Below are 16311 nucleotides of genomic sequence, written 5' to 3' on the forward strand. Positions count from 1 at the left end.
CGAAACGGAAAGGCAATTCGATTTACGAAGGCGTAACACCCTGAATATAAATCACAAATGGCGAGAGTTGATAGTATGAATAACTTGACGAAGGCCGATCTCCCCGTTCCCGCGCCGCGCAGTTCCCGCCCCGAAATCCTTGCCGAAGAAATCATCGAGCGCCTGACATACCGCATCGGCAAGGATGCGAAGGTCGCCAAGCCGCACGACTGGCTGACGGCAACGATCCTTGTCATTCGCGACCGCGTCATCGACAAGTGGATCGAATCGACCCGCAAGGTCTATGAGACGGACGCCAAGCGCGTCTACTACCTATCCCTTGAGTTCCTGATCGGCCGCCTGATGCGCGATGCCATCTCCAATCTCGGGCTGATGGAGGAAATCACCAACGCACTCGCCTCGCTTGGCGTCGATATCCGCGTCATCGCCGGCCTCGAGCCCGATGCAGCGCTCGGCAACGGCGGCCTCGGTCGTCTCGCCGCCTGCTTCATGGAATCCATGGCGACGGTCGACGTGCCCGCCTACGGCTACGGCATCCGCTACGTGCACGGCCTCTTCCGCCAGCAGATGGCCGATGGCTGGCAGGTGGAACTGCCCGAAACCTGGCTGGCGCATGGCAATCCCTGGGAGTTCGAGCGCCAGGAAAGCTCCTACGAAATCGGCTTTGGCGGCGCTGTGGAGACCGTCAGCGGCCATGACGAACTGCCGCGCTACGTCTGGAAGCCGGCTGAACGCGTCATCGCCACGGCATTCGACACCCCGGTCGTCGGCTGGCGCGGCCATCGCGTCAACACGCTGCGCCTGTGGTCGGCCCAGCCGATCGATCCCATCCTGCTCGATGCCTTCAACGCCGGCGACCATATCGGCGCGCTGCGCGAAAGCAACAAGGCCGAAAGCCTGACGCGCGTCCTCTATCCGGCCGACGCGACACCGGCCGGCCAGGAATTGCGCCTGCGCCAGGAGTTCTTCTTCTCGTCCGCGTCGCTGCAGGACATCCTGCGCCGCCACCTGCAGCAATACGACGATCTGACCAATCTTGCCGAGAAGGTCGCCATCCAGCTGAACGACACGCACCCCGCCGTCTCCGTCGCGGAGATGATGCGCCTACTGGTCGACGTTCATGGCCTCGATTTCGACAAGGCCTGGGATATCACCCGCGAGACGTTCGGCTACACCAATCATACGCTGCTGCCGGAAGCTCTCGAAAGCTGGCCGGTGCCGCTGTTCGAGCGTCTGCTGCCGCGCCACATGCAGATCGTCTATGCCATCAACGCGAAGATCCTCGTCGAGGCGCGCAAACTTCGCAATTTCAGCGATACCGAAATCCGCTCGATTTCCCTGATCGACGAGGCCGGCGATCGCCGCGTGCGCATGGGCAATCTCGCCTTCGTCGGTTCGCACTCGATCAACGGCGTTTCCGCGCTCCATACCGATCTGATGAAGGTCACTGTCTTTGCCGACCTGCACAAGCTCTATCCCGACCGCATCAACAACAAGACGAACGGGATTACGCCGCGCCGCTGGCTGATGCAGTGCAATCCGGGTCTCACCAGCCTCGTGCGCGAAACCATCGGCGATGCCTTCCTCGACGATGCGGAACAGCTGAAGCCGTTGGATCAGTTCGCCCGCGACAGCGCCTTCCAGGAGAAGTTCGCCGCCGTCAAGCGCGCCAACAAGGTGCAGCTCTCCAACCTCGTCGCCAGCCGCATGGGCATCAAGCTCGATCCGAATGCCATGTTCGACATCCAGATCAAGCGCATTCACGAATACAAGCGCCAGCTTCTCAATGTCATCGAAGCGGTGGCGCTCTACGATCAGATCCGTTCGCATCCCGAGCTGGATTGGCAGCCGCGCGTCAAGCTCTTCGCCGGCAAGGCGGCGCCGAGCTATCACAACGCCAAGCTCATCATCAAGCTGATCAACGACGTCGCCCGCGTCGTCAACAACGACCCATCGGTGCGGGGCCTGCTGAAGGTCGTCTTCGTGCCGAACTACAATGTCTCGCTTGCCGAGGTCATGGTTCCCGCCGCCGATCTTTCCGAGCAGATTTCCACCGCCGGCATGGAAGCATCGGGCACCGGCAACATGAAGTTCGGCCTCAACGGCGCCCTGACGATCGGCACGCTCGACGGCGCCAATGTCGAAATGCGCGACAATGTCGGCGAGGACAACATCGTCATCTTCGGGTTGCGGGCCGACGAGGTCGCCAGCCTGCGCAATGACGGTCATGACCCCCGTGCCATCATCGAGCGCTCGCGCGAGCTCTCGCAGGCTCTCTCGGCCATCGCTTCCGGCGTCTTCTCTCCCGACGACCGCAACCGATACGCCGGTTTGATCGAAGGCATCTATAGCCACGACTGGTTCATGGTTGCCGCCGATTTCGACGCGTATGCCTCGGCGCAGCGCGAAGTCGATATCCTTTGGGCCAATCCGTCCGAATGGTATGCCAAGACGATCAACAACACCGCTCGCATGGGCTGGTTCTCCTCCGACCGGACGATCCGTCAGTATGCCAAGGAAATCTGGAGAGCCGGATGAAAAAGCCGAAAAAACCCGCTGACAGCATAAGCTTGAGGGATATTTCGGCAGACGATATTGCTGCAATTCTCGCAGGCACGCATTCCAATCCGTTCGCCGTCCTCGGCATCCACAAGACGGACGAAGGCTACGTGGCCCGTTGCTTCATCCTCGGCGCGGAAGCCATCACCGCCTTGGCGCTGGACGGCTCCGTCATCGGTGAGCTGGACTGCCTCGATCCGGCAGGTTTCTTTTCAGGCGACGTGAAGCTCACCAAGCAGCAGCCGGTGCGTTATCGCGCAAGGCGCGGCGATGCCGAATGGGCGGTGACCGACCCCTACAGCTTCGGTCCGGTTCTCGGGCCGATGGACGACTATTTCGCCCGTCAGGGCACGCATCTGCGCCTCTTCGACAAGATGGGCGCTCATCCCCTGAAGCATGAGGGCGTGCAGGGCTTCCATTTCGCCGTCTGGGCGCCGAATGCGCAACGCGTTTCGGTCGTCGGCGATTTCAACAACTGGGACGGCCGCCGGCACGTCATGCGCTTCCGTTCGGATTCCGGCATCTGGGAGATTTTCGCCCCGGATGTGCCGACCGGCGTTGCCTACAAGTTCGAAATCCGCGGCAAGGACGGCGTCGTGCTGCCACTGAAGGCCGATCCCTTTGCCCGCCGGAGCGAATTGCGCCCCAAGACCGCTTCTGTGACGGCAAGCGAACTGCAGCAGGTGTGGGAGGATTCGGCCCACCGCGAACATTGGGCCAGCATCGACATACGGCGCCAGCCCATCAGCATCTACGAGGTTCATGCCGGCTCATGGCAGCGCCGCGATGACGGCTCGATGCTGTCGTGGGACGAACTCGCCTCGCGGCTGATCCCTTATTGCGTCGACATGGGCTTTACCCACATCGAATTCCTGCCGATCACCGAGCATCCCTATGATCCGTCCTGGGGCTATCAGACCACCGGCCTCTATGCGCCGACCGCCCGCTTCGGCGAACCGGAAGGCTTCGCCCGTTTCGTCAACGGCTGCCACAAGGTCGGCATCGGCGTCATCCTCGATTGGGTGCCGGCACATTTCCCGACCGACGAGCACGGCCTTCGCTGGTTCGACGGCACCGCGCTCTACGAGCACGAGGATCCGCGCAAGGGCTTTCATCCCGACTGGAACACGGCGATCTACAATTTCGGCCGTACCGAAGTGCTCGCCTATCTTCTGAACAACGCGCTCTTCTGGGCGGAAAAATTCCACCTGGACGGTTTGCGCGTCGATGCCGTCGCCTCCATGCTCTACCTCGATTATTCGCGCAAGCATGGCGAATGGATCCCGAACGAATATGGCGGCAACGAGAACCTCGAAGCCGTCCGCTTCCTGCAGTCGATGAACACTCGGCTTTACGGTGCGCATCCGGGCGTCATGACCATCGCCGAGGAATCGACCTCGTGGCCGAAGGTGTCGCAGCCGGTTCACGAAGGCGGCCTCGGCTTCGGCTTCAAGTGGAACATGGGCTTCATGCACGACACGCTGAGCTATCTCTCCCGCGAGGCCGTGCATCGCAAGTATCACCACAACGAGCTGACCTTCGGTCTGATCTACGCCTTCTCGGAAAATTTCGTCCTGCCGCTCTCCCACGACGAAGTGGTGCACGGCAAGGGATCGCTGATCGCCAAGATGACCGGCGACGATTGGCAGAAATTTGCCAACCTGCGGGCCTATTATGCCTTCATGTGGGGCTATCCCGGCAAGAAGCTGCTCTTCATGGGCCAAGAATTCGCCCAGTGGAGCGAGTGGAGCGAAGAGCGCGCGCTGGACTGGAACCTGCTGCAATACCGTATGCACGAAGGCATGCGGCGTCTCGTTCGCGATCTCAACTTCACCTATCGCAGCAAGCCGGCATTGCATGCCCGCGATTGCGAGGGCGACGGTTTCGAATGGCTCATCGTCGATGATTTCGAAAACTCGGTCTTCGCGTGGCTCCGCAAGGCGCCGGGCGAAAAGCCGGTTGCGGTCATCACCAATTTCACGCCAGTCTATCGTGAGAATTATACCTTGCACTTGCCAGCTGAGGGGCGGTGGCGCGAGATATTGAATACCGATGCCGACATCTACGGCGGCAGCGGCAAGGGTAATGGCGGACGAGTGCAGGCCGTCAACGCAGGCGGGGGCATACAAGCGACCATAACGCTGCCTCCACTGGCGACGATCATGCTCGAACCGGAATTCTGAGATCATTACGGACAGGGAGGAATAAAATGGTAGAAAAACGTTTCCAACCGCTGGCGCGCGATGCCATGGCCTACGTTCTTGCCGGGGGACGCGGCAGCCGCCTGAAAGAACTGACCGACCGCCGTGCCAAGCCGGCCGTCTATTTCGGCGGCAAGACCCGAATCATCGATTTCGCGCTGTCCAACGCTCTCAATTCCGGTATCCGCCGCATCGGCGTCGCAACGCAGTACAAGGCGCACTCGCTGATCCGCCACATGCAGCGCGGCTGGAACTTCTTCCGCCCCGAACGAAACGAAAGCTTCGACATCCTGCCAGCATCGCAGCGCGTCTCGGAAACGCAGTGGTACGAAGGCACGGCCGACGCCGTCTACCAGAACATCGACATCATCGAGCCCTACGGCCCGGAATACATGGTCATCCTCGCCGGCGACCATATCTATAAGATGGACTATGAATGGATGCTGCAGCAGCACGTCGATTCGGGCGCCCAGGTTACCATCGGCTGCCTCGAAGTGCCCCGCATGGAAGCGGTCGGTTTCGGCGTCATGCATGTCAACGAGAAGGATGAAATCATCGATTTCGTCGAGAAGCCCGCGGATCCGCCGGGCATCCCAGGCAATCCGGATTTCGCGCTGGCCTCGATGGGCATCTATGTCTTCCACACGAAATTCCTGATCGAATGCCTGCGGCGCGACGCCGCAGACCCGAATTCCAGCCGCGACTTCGGCAAGGACATCATCCCCTACATCGTCAAGAACGGCAAAGCCGTCGCGCACCGCTTCGCGCAGTCCTGCGTCCGCTCGGATTTCGAGCGCGAGGCCTATTGGCGCGACGTGGGCACGATCGATGCCTACTGGCAGGCGAATATCGACCTGACCGCCGTGGTGCCGGAACTCGACATTTATGACAAATCCTGGCCGATCTGGACCTATGCGGAAATCAGCCCGCCGGCGAAATTCGTCCACGATGACGAAGACCGCCGCGGTTCGGCCGTGTCCTCCGTTGTCGCCGGCGACTGCATCATTTCGGGCGCCAGCCTCTATAACAGCCTGCTCTTCACCGGCGTGCGTGCCAACTCCTACTCCAAGCTGGAGGGAGCAGTGGTGCTGCCGGGCGTGAAGGTCGGCCGCCGCGCGCAGCTCAAGAATGTCGTCATCGACCATGGCGTCACCATTCCGGAGGGCCTGATCGTCGGCGAGGATCCGGAGCTGGATGCCAAGCGCTGGCGCCGCACGGAAAGCGGCATCTGCCTCATCACGCAGACGATGATCGACAAGCTGGATTTGTAACTTATGAAGGTCCTCTCGGTTTCGTCCGAAGTCTTCCCTCTGATCAAGACAGGGGGCCTGGCCGATGTCGCCGGCGCCCTGCCTATCGCGCTCAAGCCCTATGGCGTCGAAACCAAGACCCTCATTCCGGGCTACCCAGCCGTCATGAAGGCCATTCGCGATCCGGTTGTCCGCCTGGAGCTTCCGGATCTCCTCGGCGAGCCGGCAACAGTGCTGGAAGCCGACCACGCGGGCATTTCCTTCCTCGTGCTCGACGCTCCGGCCTATTACAGCCGGACGGGCGGCCCTTATGTCGATGCAACGGGCAAGGATTACCCCGACAACTGGCGGCGTTTCGCCGCACTGTCGCTCGCCGGCGCGGAGATCGCCGCCGGTCTCATGCCCGGCTGGCGGCCGGATCTGGTGCATGCGCATGACTGGCAGTCGGCCATGGTGCCGGTCTACATGCGCTACTATCCGACGCCGGAGCTGCCGAGCGTCCTCACCATCCACAACATCGCGTTCCAGGGCCAGTTCGGCGCTGATATCTTCCCCGGCCTGCGTCTGCCGGCCCACGCCTTCTCCGTCGAAGGCGTCGAATATTACGGCGATGTCGGCTTCCTGAAAGGCGGGCTGCAGACGGCCCATGCGTTGACCACCGTCAGCCCGTCCTATGCCGAGGAAATCCTGACGCCGGAATTCGGCATGGGTCTCGAAGGCGTCATCGCCAGCCGGGCTTACAGCCTCTACGGAATCGTCAACGGCATCGACGACGACATCTGGAACCCCTCAAGCGATCCGATGATCGCTCAGACCTACAGTGCGACGACGTTGAAGGACCGCGCCGTGAACCGCCAGCGCGTCATCGAGCATTTCGGCCTCGATAACGACGACGGCCCGATCTTCTGCGTCGTCAGCCGGCTTACCTGGCAGAAGGGCATGGATCTTCTGGCAAGCGTCTCCACCGAAATCGTCCACATGGGCGGCAAGCTCGCCATTCTGGGGGCCGGCGATCCGGCGCTGGAGGGTGCGCTCTTTGCCGCAGCCGGCCGTCACCGCGGCCGCGTCGGCGTTTCCGCCGGCTACAACGAACCGATGTCGCATCTGATGCAGGCCGGTTGTGACGCGATTATCATCCCATCGCGCTTCGAACCCTGTGGCCTCACGCAGCTTTATGGCTTACGTTACGGCTGCCTGCCGATCGTTGCGCGGACAGGCGGGCTCAACGATACCATTATCGACGCCAACCATGCCGCCCTGCAGGCAAAAGTCGCGACCGGCATCCAATTTTCCCCCGTCACCGCCGAGGGGCTGCTGCAGGCCGTACGCCGTGCCATGCATCTCTTCCAGGATCGAAAGGTCTGGACGCAGATGCAAAAGCAGGGCATGAAATCCGACGTATCCTGGGGCAAGAGCGCAGAACGCTACGCCGCTCTATACTCCAGTCTAGTCTCGAGAGGCGCTTAACCCGATGATTAAAACCGTATCCACCACCCCCTACGCGGATCAGAAGCCCGGCACCTCCGGCCTTCGAAAGAAGGTTCCCGTATTCCAGCAGCCGAACTATGCGGAAAACTTCATCCAGTCGATTTTTGATTCGCTCGACGGCTATCAGGGCAAGTGCCTGGTCATCGGCGGCGACGGCCGCTACTACAATCGCGAAGTCATCCAGAAGGCCATCAAGATGGCCGCTGCGAACGGCTTCGGCAAGGTGATGGTCGGCAAGGGCGGCATCCTCTCGACGCCCGCGGCCTCCAACATCATCCGCAAGTACAAGGCCTTCGGCGGCATCATCCTGTCGGCCAGCCACAATCCCGGCGGCCCGACGGAAGACTTCGGCATCAAGTACAACATCGGCAATGGCGGCCCCGCGCCGGAAAAGATCACCGACGCCATCTATGAGCGCTCCAAGGTGATAGAGAGCTACAAGATCTCGGACTTCCCGGACATCAACCTCGACCGCATCGCCCGCGAAGATGTCGGCGGCATGATCGTTTCGGTCATCGATCCGGTCGAGGACTATGCGGCTCTCATGGAAGAGCTGTTCGACTTCGGCGCCATCCGCAACCTCATCAGCCTCGGCTTTCGCCTCTGCTTCGACGCCATGAGCGCGGTCACCGGTCCCTATGCCAAGGAGATCTTCGAAATCCGCCTCGGCGCACCGGATGGATCGGTTCGCAACTTCCTGCCGCTGCCGGACTTCGGCGGCCATCACCCGGATCCGAACCTCGTCTACTGCAAAGAGCTCTACGACGACATGATGAGCGACGATGCGCCCGATTTCGGCGCGGCATCGGATGGCGATGGCGACCGCAATCTCATCATCGGCAAGGGCATCTACGTCACCCCGTCCGACAGCCTGGCGATCCTGGCCGCCAACGCCAATCTTGCTCCCGGCTATTCCCACGGCATCGCCGGCATTGCACGCTCCATGCCGACCAGTGGTGCCGCAGACCGCGTTGCCGAGAAGCGCGGCGTCGGCATTTACGAAACGCCGACCGGCTGGAAATTCTTCGGCAATCTGCTCGATGCCGGCATGGCGACGATCTGCGGCGAGGAAAGCTCCGGCACCGGCTCGAACCACGTTCGCGAGAAGGACGGGCTCTGGGCTGTGCTGCTCTGGCTGAACATTCTCGCCGTTCGCGGTGAAAGCGTCATCGATATCGTGACGCAGCATTGGGCCACTTACGGCCGCAACTATTATTCCCGCCACGACTATGAAGGCGTCGATACCGATGCCGCCAACGGCCTGATTACGGCGCTACGCGAAAAGCTGCCGACCCTGCCGGGCACCAAGTACGGCGATCTCACCGTTTCCGCCGCCGACGACTTTGCCTACCACGATCCGGTCGACAAGTCTGTCAGCCAGCACCAGGGCATCCGCATCCTGTTCGAGGGCGGTTCCCGCGTGGTCTTCCGCCTCTCCGGCACCGGCACGACGGGCGCGACGCTGCGCGTCTATATCGAGCGCTACGAGCCCGACTCGACCCGCCACAATATCGAGACTCAGGAAGCGCTGGCCGATCTCATCACGGCAGCCCAGGACATCGCCGACATCAAGGGCCGCACCGGCCGCGATGCCCCGACGGTCATCACCTGATAGGGCAAGAGCCTAAGTCCCTTCTCCCCGCTCATGCGGGGCGAAGGTGGCCGGAAGCTGCTGAATGAAGTGAAGCGGCAATTGGCCGGATGAGGGGCCTTCCAAAATCCATTACAGCCGCACGATTTGCCGAGTGCTCCGCCCACACCCCAACCCTCTCCCCGCAAGCAAGGAGAGGGAACAGTTTCGAGTCATCCGGAAAGCCCCTAAGACATGTCAGAACCGATAGCCCGCTGCCTGGGTGCAACCCTCACCGATGCCGGCGTTGAATTTGCCGTCTGGTCCAGGAATGCCGAGCGCCTGGAGCTCTGCCTGTTCGATGCCGAAGGCCATAAGGAGATCGCTCGCCTGCCGTTCACCCGCGATGGAGACGAGCACCGTCTTTTCGTGAAAGACGCCGGGGAAGGCACGCGCTATGGCCTGCGGGCCCATGGCACCTACGATCCCGATCGCGGCCTGTGGTTCGATCCGTCCAAGCTGCTCGTCGATCCCTATGCCAGGGAAATCGACCGACCCTTTCGTTACGACCCGCGCCTGGGAGTGTTCGGAGCCGACACGCAGGACCTCGTGCCGAAGACGATCGTCACGCGCGCTGTCGCCGTCAAGCCGGCCAAGCCGTTGTTTCAGCCCGGCGGCCTCGTCTACGAGATCGCCGTAAAGCCCTTCACGATGCTGCATCCGGATGTGCCGGCGCAGATGCGCGGCACGCTCGGCGCCCTCGCCCATCCCTCGATCATTGCGCATCTCAAGCGCCTGCAAGTGGACGCCGTCGAGCTGATGCCGATCACGGCATGGATCGACGAACGGCATCTCCCGCCGCTCGGCCTGACCAATAGCTGGGGCTACAATCCCGTCGCCTTCATGGCGCTCGACCCGCGTCTGGTCCCCGGCGGCATCCGGGAACTGCGCGAGACGGTCGCCGCCCTTCACGCCGATGGCATCGCCGTCATCCTCGATCTTGTCTTCAACCATACCGGCGAGAGCGACCGCCAGGGCCCGACGCTGTCCTTGCGCGGTCTCGACAACCCCACCTATTTCCGCAGCCTGCCGGATCAGCCCGGCACGCTGGTCAACGATACCGGCACGGGCAACACCGTGGCCTGCGATCAGCCGGCAACCCGCAAGCTCGTCATCGACAGCCTGCGCCATTTCGTGCGCTGCGCGGGCATAGACGGCTTCCGCTTCGATCTCGCCACCGTGCTCGGCCGCGGCAGCAAGGGGTTCGATCCGGAAAGCATGACGCTGCGCACCATGCTGGCCGATGACGTGCTCAGAGATCGGATCATGATCGCCGAGCCCTGGGACATCGGCCCAGGCGGCTATCAGCTTGGGAATTTCCCGGCGCCTTTCCTCGAGTGGAACGACCGGGCCCGCGACGACCTGCGCCGCTTCTGGCGCGGCGATGCCGGCGCCGGCGATCTCGCGACCGTGCTTGCCGGTTCCTCTTCCATCTTCGGCCGTGACGGACGCACGCAGACGCGCAGCGTCAATTTCCTCGCCGCCCATGACGGCTTCACGCTGATGGATCTCGTTTCCTACGAAAACAAGCACAACGAAGCCAATGGCGAGAACAATCGCGACGGCCACAACGAGAACTTTTCCTGGAACAACGGCGCCGAAGGCGGAACAGACGATCCAGCGATCCAGAGCAAGCGCCGTGCCGATATCGAAGCCATGCTGTCGACGCTCTTTGCCACGCGCGGCACGATCATGCTGACGGCCGGTGACGAAGCCGGGCGCAGCCAGCAAGGCAACAACAACGCCTATTGCCAGGACAACGCGATGACCTGGATGGACTGGAAGACGCTGGACGAGGAACTGATCGGCCATGCCGCGTGGCTCGCCGGCCTGCGCCGCCGCTTCGCCGCCTTCGGCAACATGGACTTCTTTCACGGCGATGGCGATGTGCTCTGGTTCTCCGCGGCCGGAACGGCGATGACGGTGCCGGATTGGCAGGCATCGAACGCGAGCGTCCTCGGCATGGCGCTGCGAACTGAGGATCGCGCCACGGGCCGATCGACACGCCTCGCCATACTGTTCAATCGCGCCGCAGCCGAGTGTTCCGTCACGCCGCCCGCCTCGGAGAATGGCGGCTGGTCCCTGCTGACCGCAACGGGCGAAACGGCTGCCGGAGAGCGGATCGTCGTTCCCGGCCGCTCCGTTGCCTTCCTTCTGGAAGCCTGATCCCGGTTGCGCTTTCATTCCCGATTCGCCAGAAAGGGCGCCAGAACAATTCCAGGAGAAGAGCGCGGCGGTTTTTCGTCCGGAATTGTGTGGATGCAAAGAGACAGAACGGCACAGACCGACGAGGATGGGAATGCCCGGCGAAATTTCGCTTGTTGAGATCATGAAACTTGCGGGAACCGAGATCGGCGTTTCCGACTGGATCACCGTTGACCAGACGATGATCGACACCTTTGCCGATGCGACGCTCGATCATCAGTTCATCCATGTCGATCCCGAGCGCGCCAAGGCTGAAACGCCCTATGGCGGCACCATCGCCCACGGCTTCCTGACGCTCTCGCTGCTCTCGGCAATGAACTACAGCGCCCTTCCGAAGATCCGCGAACAGACCATGGGCATCAATTACGGTTTCGAGCAAATCCGTTTCATGTCGCCGGTCAAATGCGGCGCGCGGGTACGCGGCCGCTTCAAGCTTGCCGAAACGCGGCTGCGCGGCGCCAGCATGCTGATGCTGACCTATGACGTGACCGTCGAAATCGAAAACGAGCGCAAAGCGGCGCTGACCGCGACATGGACGACCATATCGCAGTTCGATCCGAAGGATCGGCCGGAGGAGTCTTAAAACTTTTTCAGGAGGGGGCGGATTTTCTGTATAAGTATAATCAGCAAAAGAGCCGCAATTCCGCATAAAGCTTCCGGGATCTGGGAAGTTAACGCATAAAATATGGAAAGCGCATCAAAGGAAATTTTGCCGTCTAAAGCCCGCTCAATTATATGAAGAACTATTATTGCAGGTATGAAAAACGTCAAGTAGCTTCGAATATGATCTAAAGCGTTAAATTTACTTGGTATCGCTTGCTGCGTGCTTCCAAGGCCTATTCCAGTCCATGACTTGGAATCATATTCAAGGCCATCGTTGTCAGAGCCCATAGGCATGACCTTTGTGTCGCGCGTCCCAGTGCGCGGGTTGAAGGCGAGTGTTTCGATCCCGCCGATACAACCATTATGCGACCGAAACTGATGGCAAACAAGATCGATTGCCATCAGCTGCGGTTGTTATGCCGCGAGCCGATTTTGTGTAGGCTTTGCTCGCCAAGGCCTGTCGAACCTAAAGCCCCGCATCTTCCGCGCCCTCGGCCAGAAGACCAAAGACATAGTCGGAAAAGGAGCGCCAGACCTCGACGCGGAATGTCTCTTCATCGAGCCGCAGGATCACCACTTCAGCCTTGCCGTAGAGCGTGCGCGAGCAGGCGCCAACGGGGAATGCGCTCAACGAAACGTCCTGCGGGCAGCCGGCGGCAAGCGTCGCTTCGGCACCGGGGCCGGAGACGATAACGGCTGTGTTGCGATGCGAGACGTCGGTTGCCGAGTGCAGCACGCCAGACGATGCGGCGACCCCAACGAGTTCAGCGCCGTTCTCGTCGATGACGAGCCATTCATCCGGGCCGAGCCACAGGGCATGACGACCGTTGGCGCTGGCCGAGGTCTTCGGCCGGGTCGGCAACTGCAGGCCGAGCACATGCGAAAGACCGCCGACCGAATCAGCGGGAGCGCGCAGCGAGATTCGGCTGGCCGGTGCGGCCGGCGTCAGCCGGACGGTCGAGGAGCCGCCGTGGCGGCCGGCGAGCGGCAGTTTGCGGGTAGCGAGATCAGCCATTGATCCGGCCTCCTTCCTTGTCAAAGAACACCAGATCCGTCACCTCGACTGATATCGTCTTGTCGGGCATCGGCACATAGAGCGTCTTGCCCATGCGCTCGCGTCCGCCGGCCACGAGCGCGAAGGCGATGGAGCGGCCGAGATTTTCGGACCAGTAAGCTGAGGTGACATGGCCGAGCATGGTCATCGGCTTCTGCTCGTTCGGATCGGCGACGATCTGCGCGCCTTCCTCCAGCACCACCTTCGGATCGCGTGTAACAAGGCCGACAAGCTGCTTGCGCCCTTCCTTGACGAGATCCGGCCGCTTCAGGCCGCGAATACCGACGAAATCGGACTTCTTCTTGGAAACGGCCCAGGCAAGGCCGGCATCGTCAGGGGTCACGGTGCCGTCTGTGTCCTGGCCAACGATGATATAGCCCTTCTCGGCGCGCAGGACGTGCATGGTCTCGGTGCCATAGGCGCAGGCGCCCAGCGGTTCTGCACGAGCCCAGACGGCTTCGAGAACCGACTGGCCGTAATCGGCCGGCACGTTGATTTCATAGCCGACTTCGCCGGTAAAGGAGACGCGGAACAGCCGCGCCGGCACGCCGCAGACCTTGCACTCGGCCACACTCATGTGCGGGAAGGCCTCGTTGGACAGATCCTGCCCCTCGACGAGCGGCTCGATGATCTCCCGCGCCTTCGGCCCCTGCACGGCGATAACGGCCCATTGCTCCGTGGTGGAGGTCAGCCATACCTTCAGATGCGGGAATTCGGTCTGGAGATAATCCTCCATGTGATGCAGCACGCGCGGCGCACCGCCGGTCGTCGTCGTCACATGGAAGCGGTCGTCGGCCAGACGCCCGACGACGCCGTCGTCATAAACGAAGCCGTCTTCGCGGGTCATGATGCCGTAGCGGCAGCGGCCGGGCTTCAGCGTATCCCAGGCATTGGTGTAGATCAGGTTCAGGAACTCGGCCGCGTCCGGCCCGACCACTTCGATCTTGCCGAGCGTCGAGGCATCGAACACGCCGGCCACTTCGCGCGCCGTGCGGCATTCGCGATTGACGGCCTCATGCATGGTCTCGCCGGCACGCGGGTAGAACCAGGCGCGCTTCCAGTTGCCGACATCCTCGAAGATTGCGCCGTGCGCCTCTTCCCAGGCATGCATCGGCGTCTTGCGGGCGGGATCGAACAGCGATCCGCGCGAATGGCTGATCAACGTGCCGTAGGTGACGGGCGTATAGGGCGCGCGGAAGGTGGTGAGACCGACCTGCGGAATGTCCTTGCCGAGCATTTCTGCGGCAATCGCCAGCCCGTGCATGTTGGAAAGCTTGCCCTGGTCGGACGCCATGCCGTTGGTGGTAAAGCGCTTGATATGCTCGATGGAATGCATCCCCTCGCGCACCGCAAGGCGGATATCTTTGGCGCAGACATCGTGCTGGAAATCGACGAAAGCCTTCGCATTCGTGTCCGGCCCGGCGCCTTCGGCAGCACCGATCATGCCGCCGGTCCACTCGAAGGCCTGCTCGGCATGAAGCTGGATTTTCTCGCCGCCATTGGTGGCGCCGGTGGCGCGCGCCATCAGCTCGCCGGCGGCAAGCGATTCCTCGATGGCGGCCTGCAGACCGTCCGTGCCATTGCAGGCGCCGACCGAAAGGCAATCCTGAACATAGGTTCCCGGCAGGAAACGCTGCTTCTCGGCATCGAATTTCAGCTTGCCGCGCGACTGCGAGAACAGATGAACCGAGGGCGTCCAGCCGGAGGAAACCAGAAGTGCGTCGATGGCGATCTTGCGGGAGCTGGAACTGCCGTTGCGCGCAACCGTCATGGAGGAAACGCGCAGCTTGCCGGCCGTATCGATGACCGCATAATCAGTCATGACTTCGATGCCGAGCCGCTTCGCTTCGGCCAGCACTGCCTCGCCCGGCCGCGCACGGCTATCGACGATGGCAACCACGGAGACGCCGGCGCGCTTGAGATCGAAAGCCGCTTCATAAGCCGAATCATGCGCGGTGTAGACGCCGATCTTGGCGCCGACGGCGACGCCGTAATGGTTGAGATAGGCGCGCGCGGCCGAGGCCAGCATGATGCCCGGCCGGTCGTTGTTCGGGAACACCATGTGGCGCTCGATCGCGCCCGTCGCCAGGATGACGCGCTTGGCGCGGACCTGCCACAGGCGCTCGCGCGGCAGCTTACGGCCCGGCTTCGCCAGATGGTCGGTGACCCGTTCGGCAAGACCGAAGAAATTGTGATTGTAGTAGCCGAAGGCCGTCGTGCGGGTCAGCACCTCGACATTTGGCAGCGCCTTGAGCTTGGCAACGACGTCCTGCGCCCAGGCATAGCCCTCGACGCCATCGATCTTGACGCCGGTGTCGAAACGCAACGCGCCGCCCGCTTCCGCCTGCTCGTCGCAGAGAATGACCTTGGCGCCGGTTTCGGCAGCGGCCAATGCAGCGGAAAGGCCGGAAATGCCAGCGCCGACGACGAGCACGTCGCAATGGGCATAGCGGCTGGCATAGTGATCCGGATCCTCTTCCGTCGGCGCGACGCCGAGGCCGGCGGCACGACGGATGAGAGGTTCGTAGATGTGCTTCCAGGCCGCCTTCGGCCACATAAAGGTCTTGTAGTAGAAGCCGGCCGCAAAGAAAGGCGCGGCAAGATTGTTGACGCCGCCAACATCGAAGGCGAGCGACGGCCAACGGTTCTGCGACTGCGCCTTCATGCCGTCGAAGACCTCCTGCACGCTGGCGCGCACGTTCGGCTGCCGCCGCGCCGCATCGCGCGAGATATCGAGAAGCGCACTCGGCTCCTCGGCTCCGGCCGAAAGAATGCCGCGCGGGCGGTGATATTTGAACGACCGGCCGACGAGATGAACGCCGTTGGCAAGCAGGGCCGAGGCAACGGTGTCGCCCTCCAGCGCCGTATAGCTCTTGCCGTCAAAGGTGAAGCGGGCGGTTCTGGCCGGCGTCAGACGTCCCTTGCCCGCGATACGATTGGCGCCGCTCATTCAGCAAATCCCTCTGTTTGTGCCGTCTGTTCTTGTTCGTTCTGGCTCTGGACGGCCGGCTCGGCGGCACCCGGCAGCAGCGTCACGAGATCCGGCTTCGGCTCGCCGGCCTTGTAGGTGCGGTAGAAATGATCGCTCACCGTATCGCGCGCCGCATTGAAGAAGCGGCCGCAGCCATGGATATGCCGCCAGCGCTCGAAGATCAGACCCTTCGGATTGTCGCGCAGGAAGAAATATTCCTCGAACTCCTCATCCGAGATCCCGGCAATATTGGCCGGCCGCACGATATGCGCGTCGCCGGCGTTGCGGAATTCGAGTTCCGAACGCTCTTCCTCGCAATAGGGGCAGTAAATCAGCAGCATCGTTTTCTA

Annotated in this window: 11 protein-coding genes; 7 read left to right on the forward strand and 4 right to left on the reverse strand. The window is 62.1% G+C overall.

What is annotated here, in order from left to right; genetic code table 11:
- Positions 1-75: 75 nt before the first annotated feature.
- The 7 genes from GR212_RS11935 (at position 76) to GR212_RS11965 (ending at position 11916) form a co-directional block, all read left to right on the forward strand.
- Positions 76-2538 carry a glycogen/starch/alpha-glucan phosphorylase gene (locus GR212_RS11935; RefSeq protein ID WP_163986773.1) on the forward strand — a complete coding sequence of 821 codons (2463 nt, stop codon included), beginning with the start codon at positions 76-78 and terminating at the stop codon, positions 2536-2538.
- Positions 2535-4742: a 1,4-alpha-glucan branching protein GlgB gene (glgB, locus tag GR212_RS11940; protein WP_163986774.1), complete on the forward strand. Its 2208-nt coding sequence runs from the start codon at positions 2535-2537 to the stop codon at positions 4740-4742. The genes GR212_RS11935 and glgB overlap by 4 nt, the downstream gene beginning before the upstream one ends.
- A 26-nt stretch (positions 4743-4768) precedes the next feature.
- Positions 4769-6031 (forward strand): glucose-1-phosphate adenylyltransferase, encoded by a 1263-nt coding sequence (glgC, locus tag GR212_RS11945; RefSeq protein WP_163986776.1) that lies wholly within the window; start codon positions 4769-4771, stop codon positions 6029-6031.
- Positions 6032-6034: 3 nt separating this feature from the next.
- Entirely contained in the window at positions 6035-7477 is a 1443-nt protein-coding gene (glgA, locus tag GR212_RS11950; protein WP_163986777.1) for a glycogen synthase GlgA, read from the forward strand.
- 4 nt (positions 7478-7481) lie between these two features.
- Entirely contained in the window at positions 7482-9110 is a 1629-nt protein-coding gene (locus GR212_RS11955; RefSeq protein ID WP_163986778.1) for an alpha-D-glucose phosphate-specific phosphoglucomutase, read from the forward strand.
- Positions 9111-9323: 213 nt separating this feature from the next.
- The gene (glgX, locus tag GR212_RS11960) at positions 9324-11294 is read left to right on the forward strand and encodes a glycogen debranching protein GlgX (RefSeq protein ID WP_163986779.1); all 1971 of its coding nucleotides are present in this window, start codon (positions 9324-9326) and stop codon (positions 11292-11294) included.
- 133 nt (positions 11295-11427) lie between these two features.
- Positions 11428-11916 carry a MaoC family dehydratase gene (locus GR212_RS11965; RefSeq protein WP_113435512.1) on the forward strand — a complete coding sequence of 163 codons (489 nt, stop codon included), beginning with the start codon at positions 11428-11430 and terminating at the stop codon, positions 11914-11916.
- Here GR212_RS11965 and GR212_RS11970 read toward each other — a convergent pair.
- The 4 genes from GR212_RS11970 to GR212_RS11985 all read right to left on the reverse strand — a co-directional run bounded on the left by GR212_RS11970 (position 11913) and on the right by GR212_RS11985 (position 16302).
- Positions 11913-12338 (reverse strand): hypothetical protein, encoded by a 426-nt coding sequence (locus GR212_RS11970; protein ID WP_163986780.1) that lies wholly within the window; start codon positions 12336-12338, stop codon positions 11913-11915. The genes GR212_RS11965 and GR212_RS11970 overlap by 4 nt on opposite strands.
- Positions 12339-12402: 64 nt before the next feature.
- Positions 12403-12951, reverse strand: a complete 549-nt coding sequence (locus tag GR212_RS11975; protein WP_163986781.1) for a sarcosine oxidase subunit gamma — start codon at positions 12949-12951, stop codon at positions 12403-12405.
- Entirely contained in the window at positions 12944-15940 is a 2997-nt protein-coding gene (locus GR212_RS11980) for a sarcosine oxidase subunit alpha (protein ID WP_163986782.1), read from the reverse strand. The genes GR212_RS11975 and GR212_RS11980 overlap by 8 nt, the downstream gene beginning before the upstream one ends.
- The gene (locus tag GR212_RS11985; protein WP_163986783.1) at positions 15937-16302 is read right to left on the reverse strand and encodes a sarcosine oxidase subunit delta; all 366 of its coding nucleotides are present in this window, start codon (positions 16300-16302) and stop codon (positions 15937-15939) included. Before GR212_RS11985 ends, GR212_RS11980 begins: the two co-directional genes overlap by 4 nt.
- Between the last annotated feature and the right edge of the window lie 9 nt (positions 16303-16311).

The sequence above is a fragment of the Martinezella lusitana genome, assembly GCF_010668395.1.
GTDB lineage: Bacteria > Pseudomonadota > Alphaproteobacteria > Rhizobiales > Rhizobiaceae > Rhizobium > Rhizobium lusitanum_A.

Bases quoted from the DNA above. Each gene is read 5' to 3' on its own strand.
- GR212_RS11970 (WP_163986780.1), bottom strand. From the start codon at position 12,338: ATGGCAATCGATCTTGTTTGCCATCAGTTTCGGTCGCATAATGGTTGT.
- glgB (WP_163986774.1), top strand. From the start codon at position 2,535: ATGAAAAAGCCGAAAAAACCCGCTGACAGCATAAGCTTGAGGGATATT.
- GR212_RS11935 (WP_163986773.1), top strand. From the start codon at position 76: ATGAATAACTTGACGAAGGCCGATCTCCCCGTTCCCGCGCCGCGCAGT.
- glgX (WP_163986779.1), top strand. From the start codon at position 9,324: ATGTCAGAACCGATAGCCCGCTGCCTGGGTGCAACCCTCACCGATGCC.
- GR212_RS11955 (WP_163986778.1), top strand. From the start codon at position 7,482: ATGATTAAAACCGTATCCACCACCCCCTACGCGGATCAGAAGCCCGGC.
- glgA (WP_163986777.1), top strand. From the start codon at position 6,035: ATGAAGGTCCTCTCGGTTTCGTCCGAAGTCTTCCCTCTGATCAAGACA.
- GR212_RS11985 (WP_163986783.1), bottom strand. From the start codon at position 16,302: ATGCTGCTGATTTACTGCCCCTATTGCGAGGAAGAGCGTTCGGAACTC.
- GR212_RS11980 (WP_163986782.1), bottom strand. From the start codon at position 15,940: ATGAGCGGCGCCAATCGTATCGCGGGCAAGGGACGTCTGACGCCGGCC.
- GR212_RS11965 (WP_113435512.1), top strand. From the start codon at position 11,428: ATGCCCGGCGAAATTTCGCTTGTTGAGATCATGAAACTTGCGGGAACC.
- GR212_RS11975 (WP_163986781.1), bottom strand. From the start codon at position 12,951: ATGGCTGATCTCGCTACCCGCAAACTGCCGCTCGCCGGCCGCCACGGC.
- glgC (WP_163986776.1), top strand. From the start codon at position 4,769: ATGGTAGAAAAACGTTTCCAACCGCTGGCGCGCGATGCCATGGCCTAC.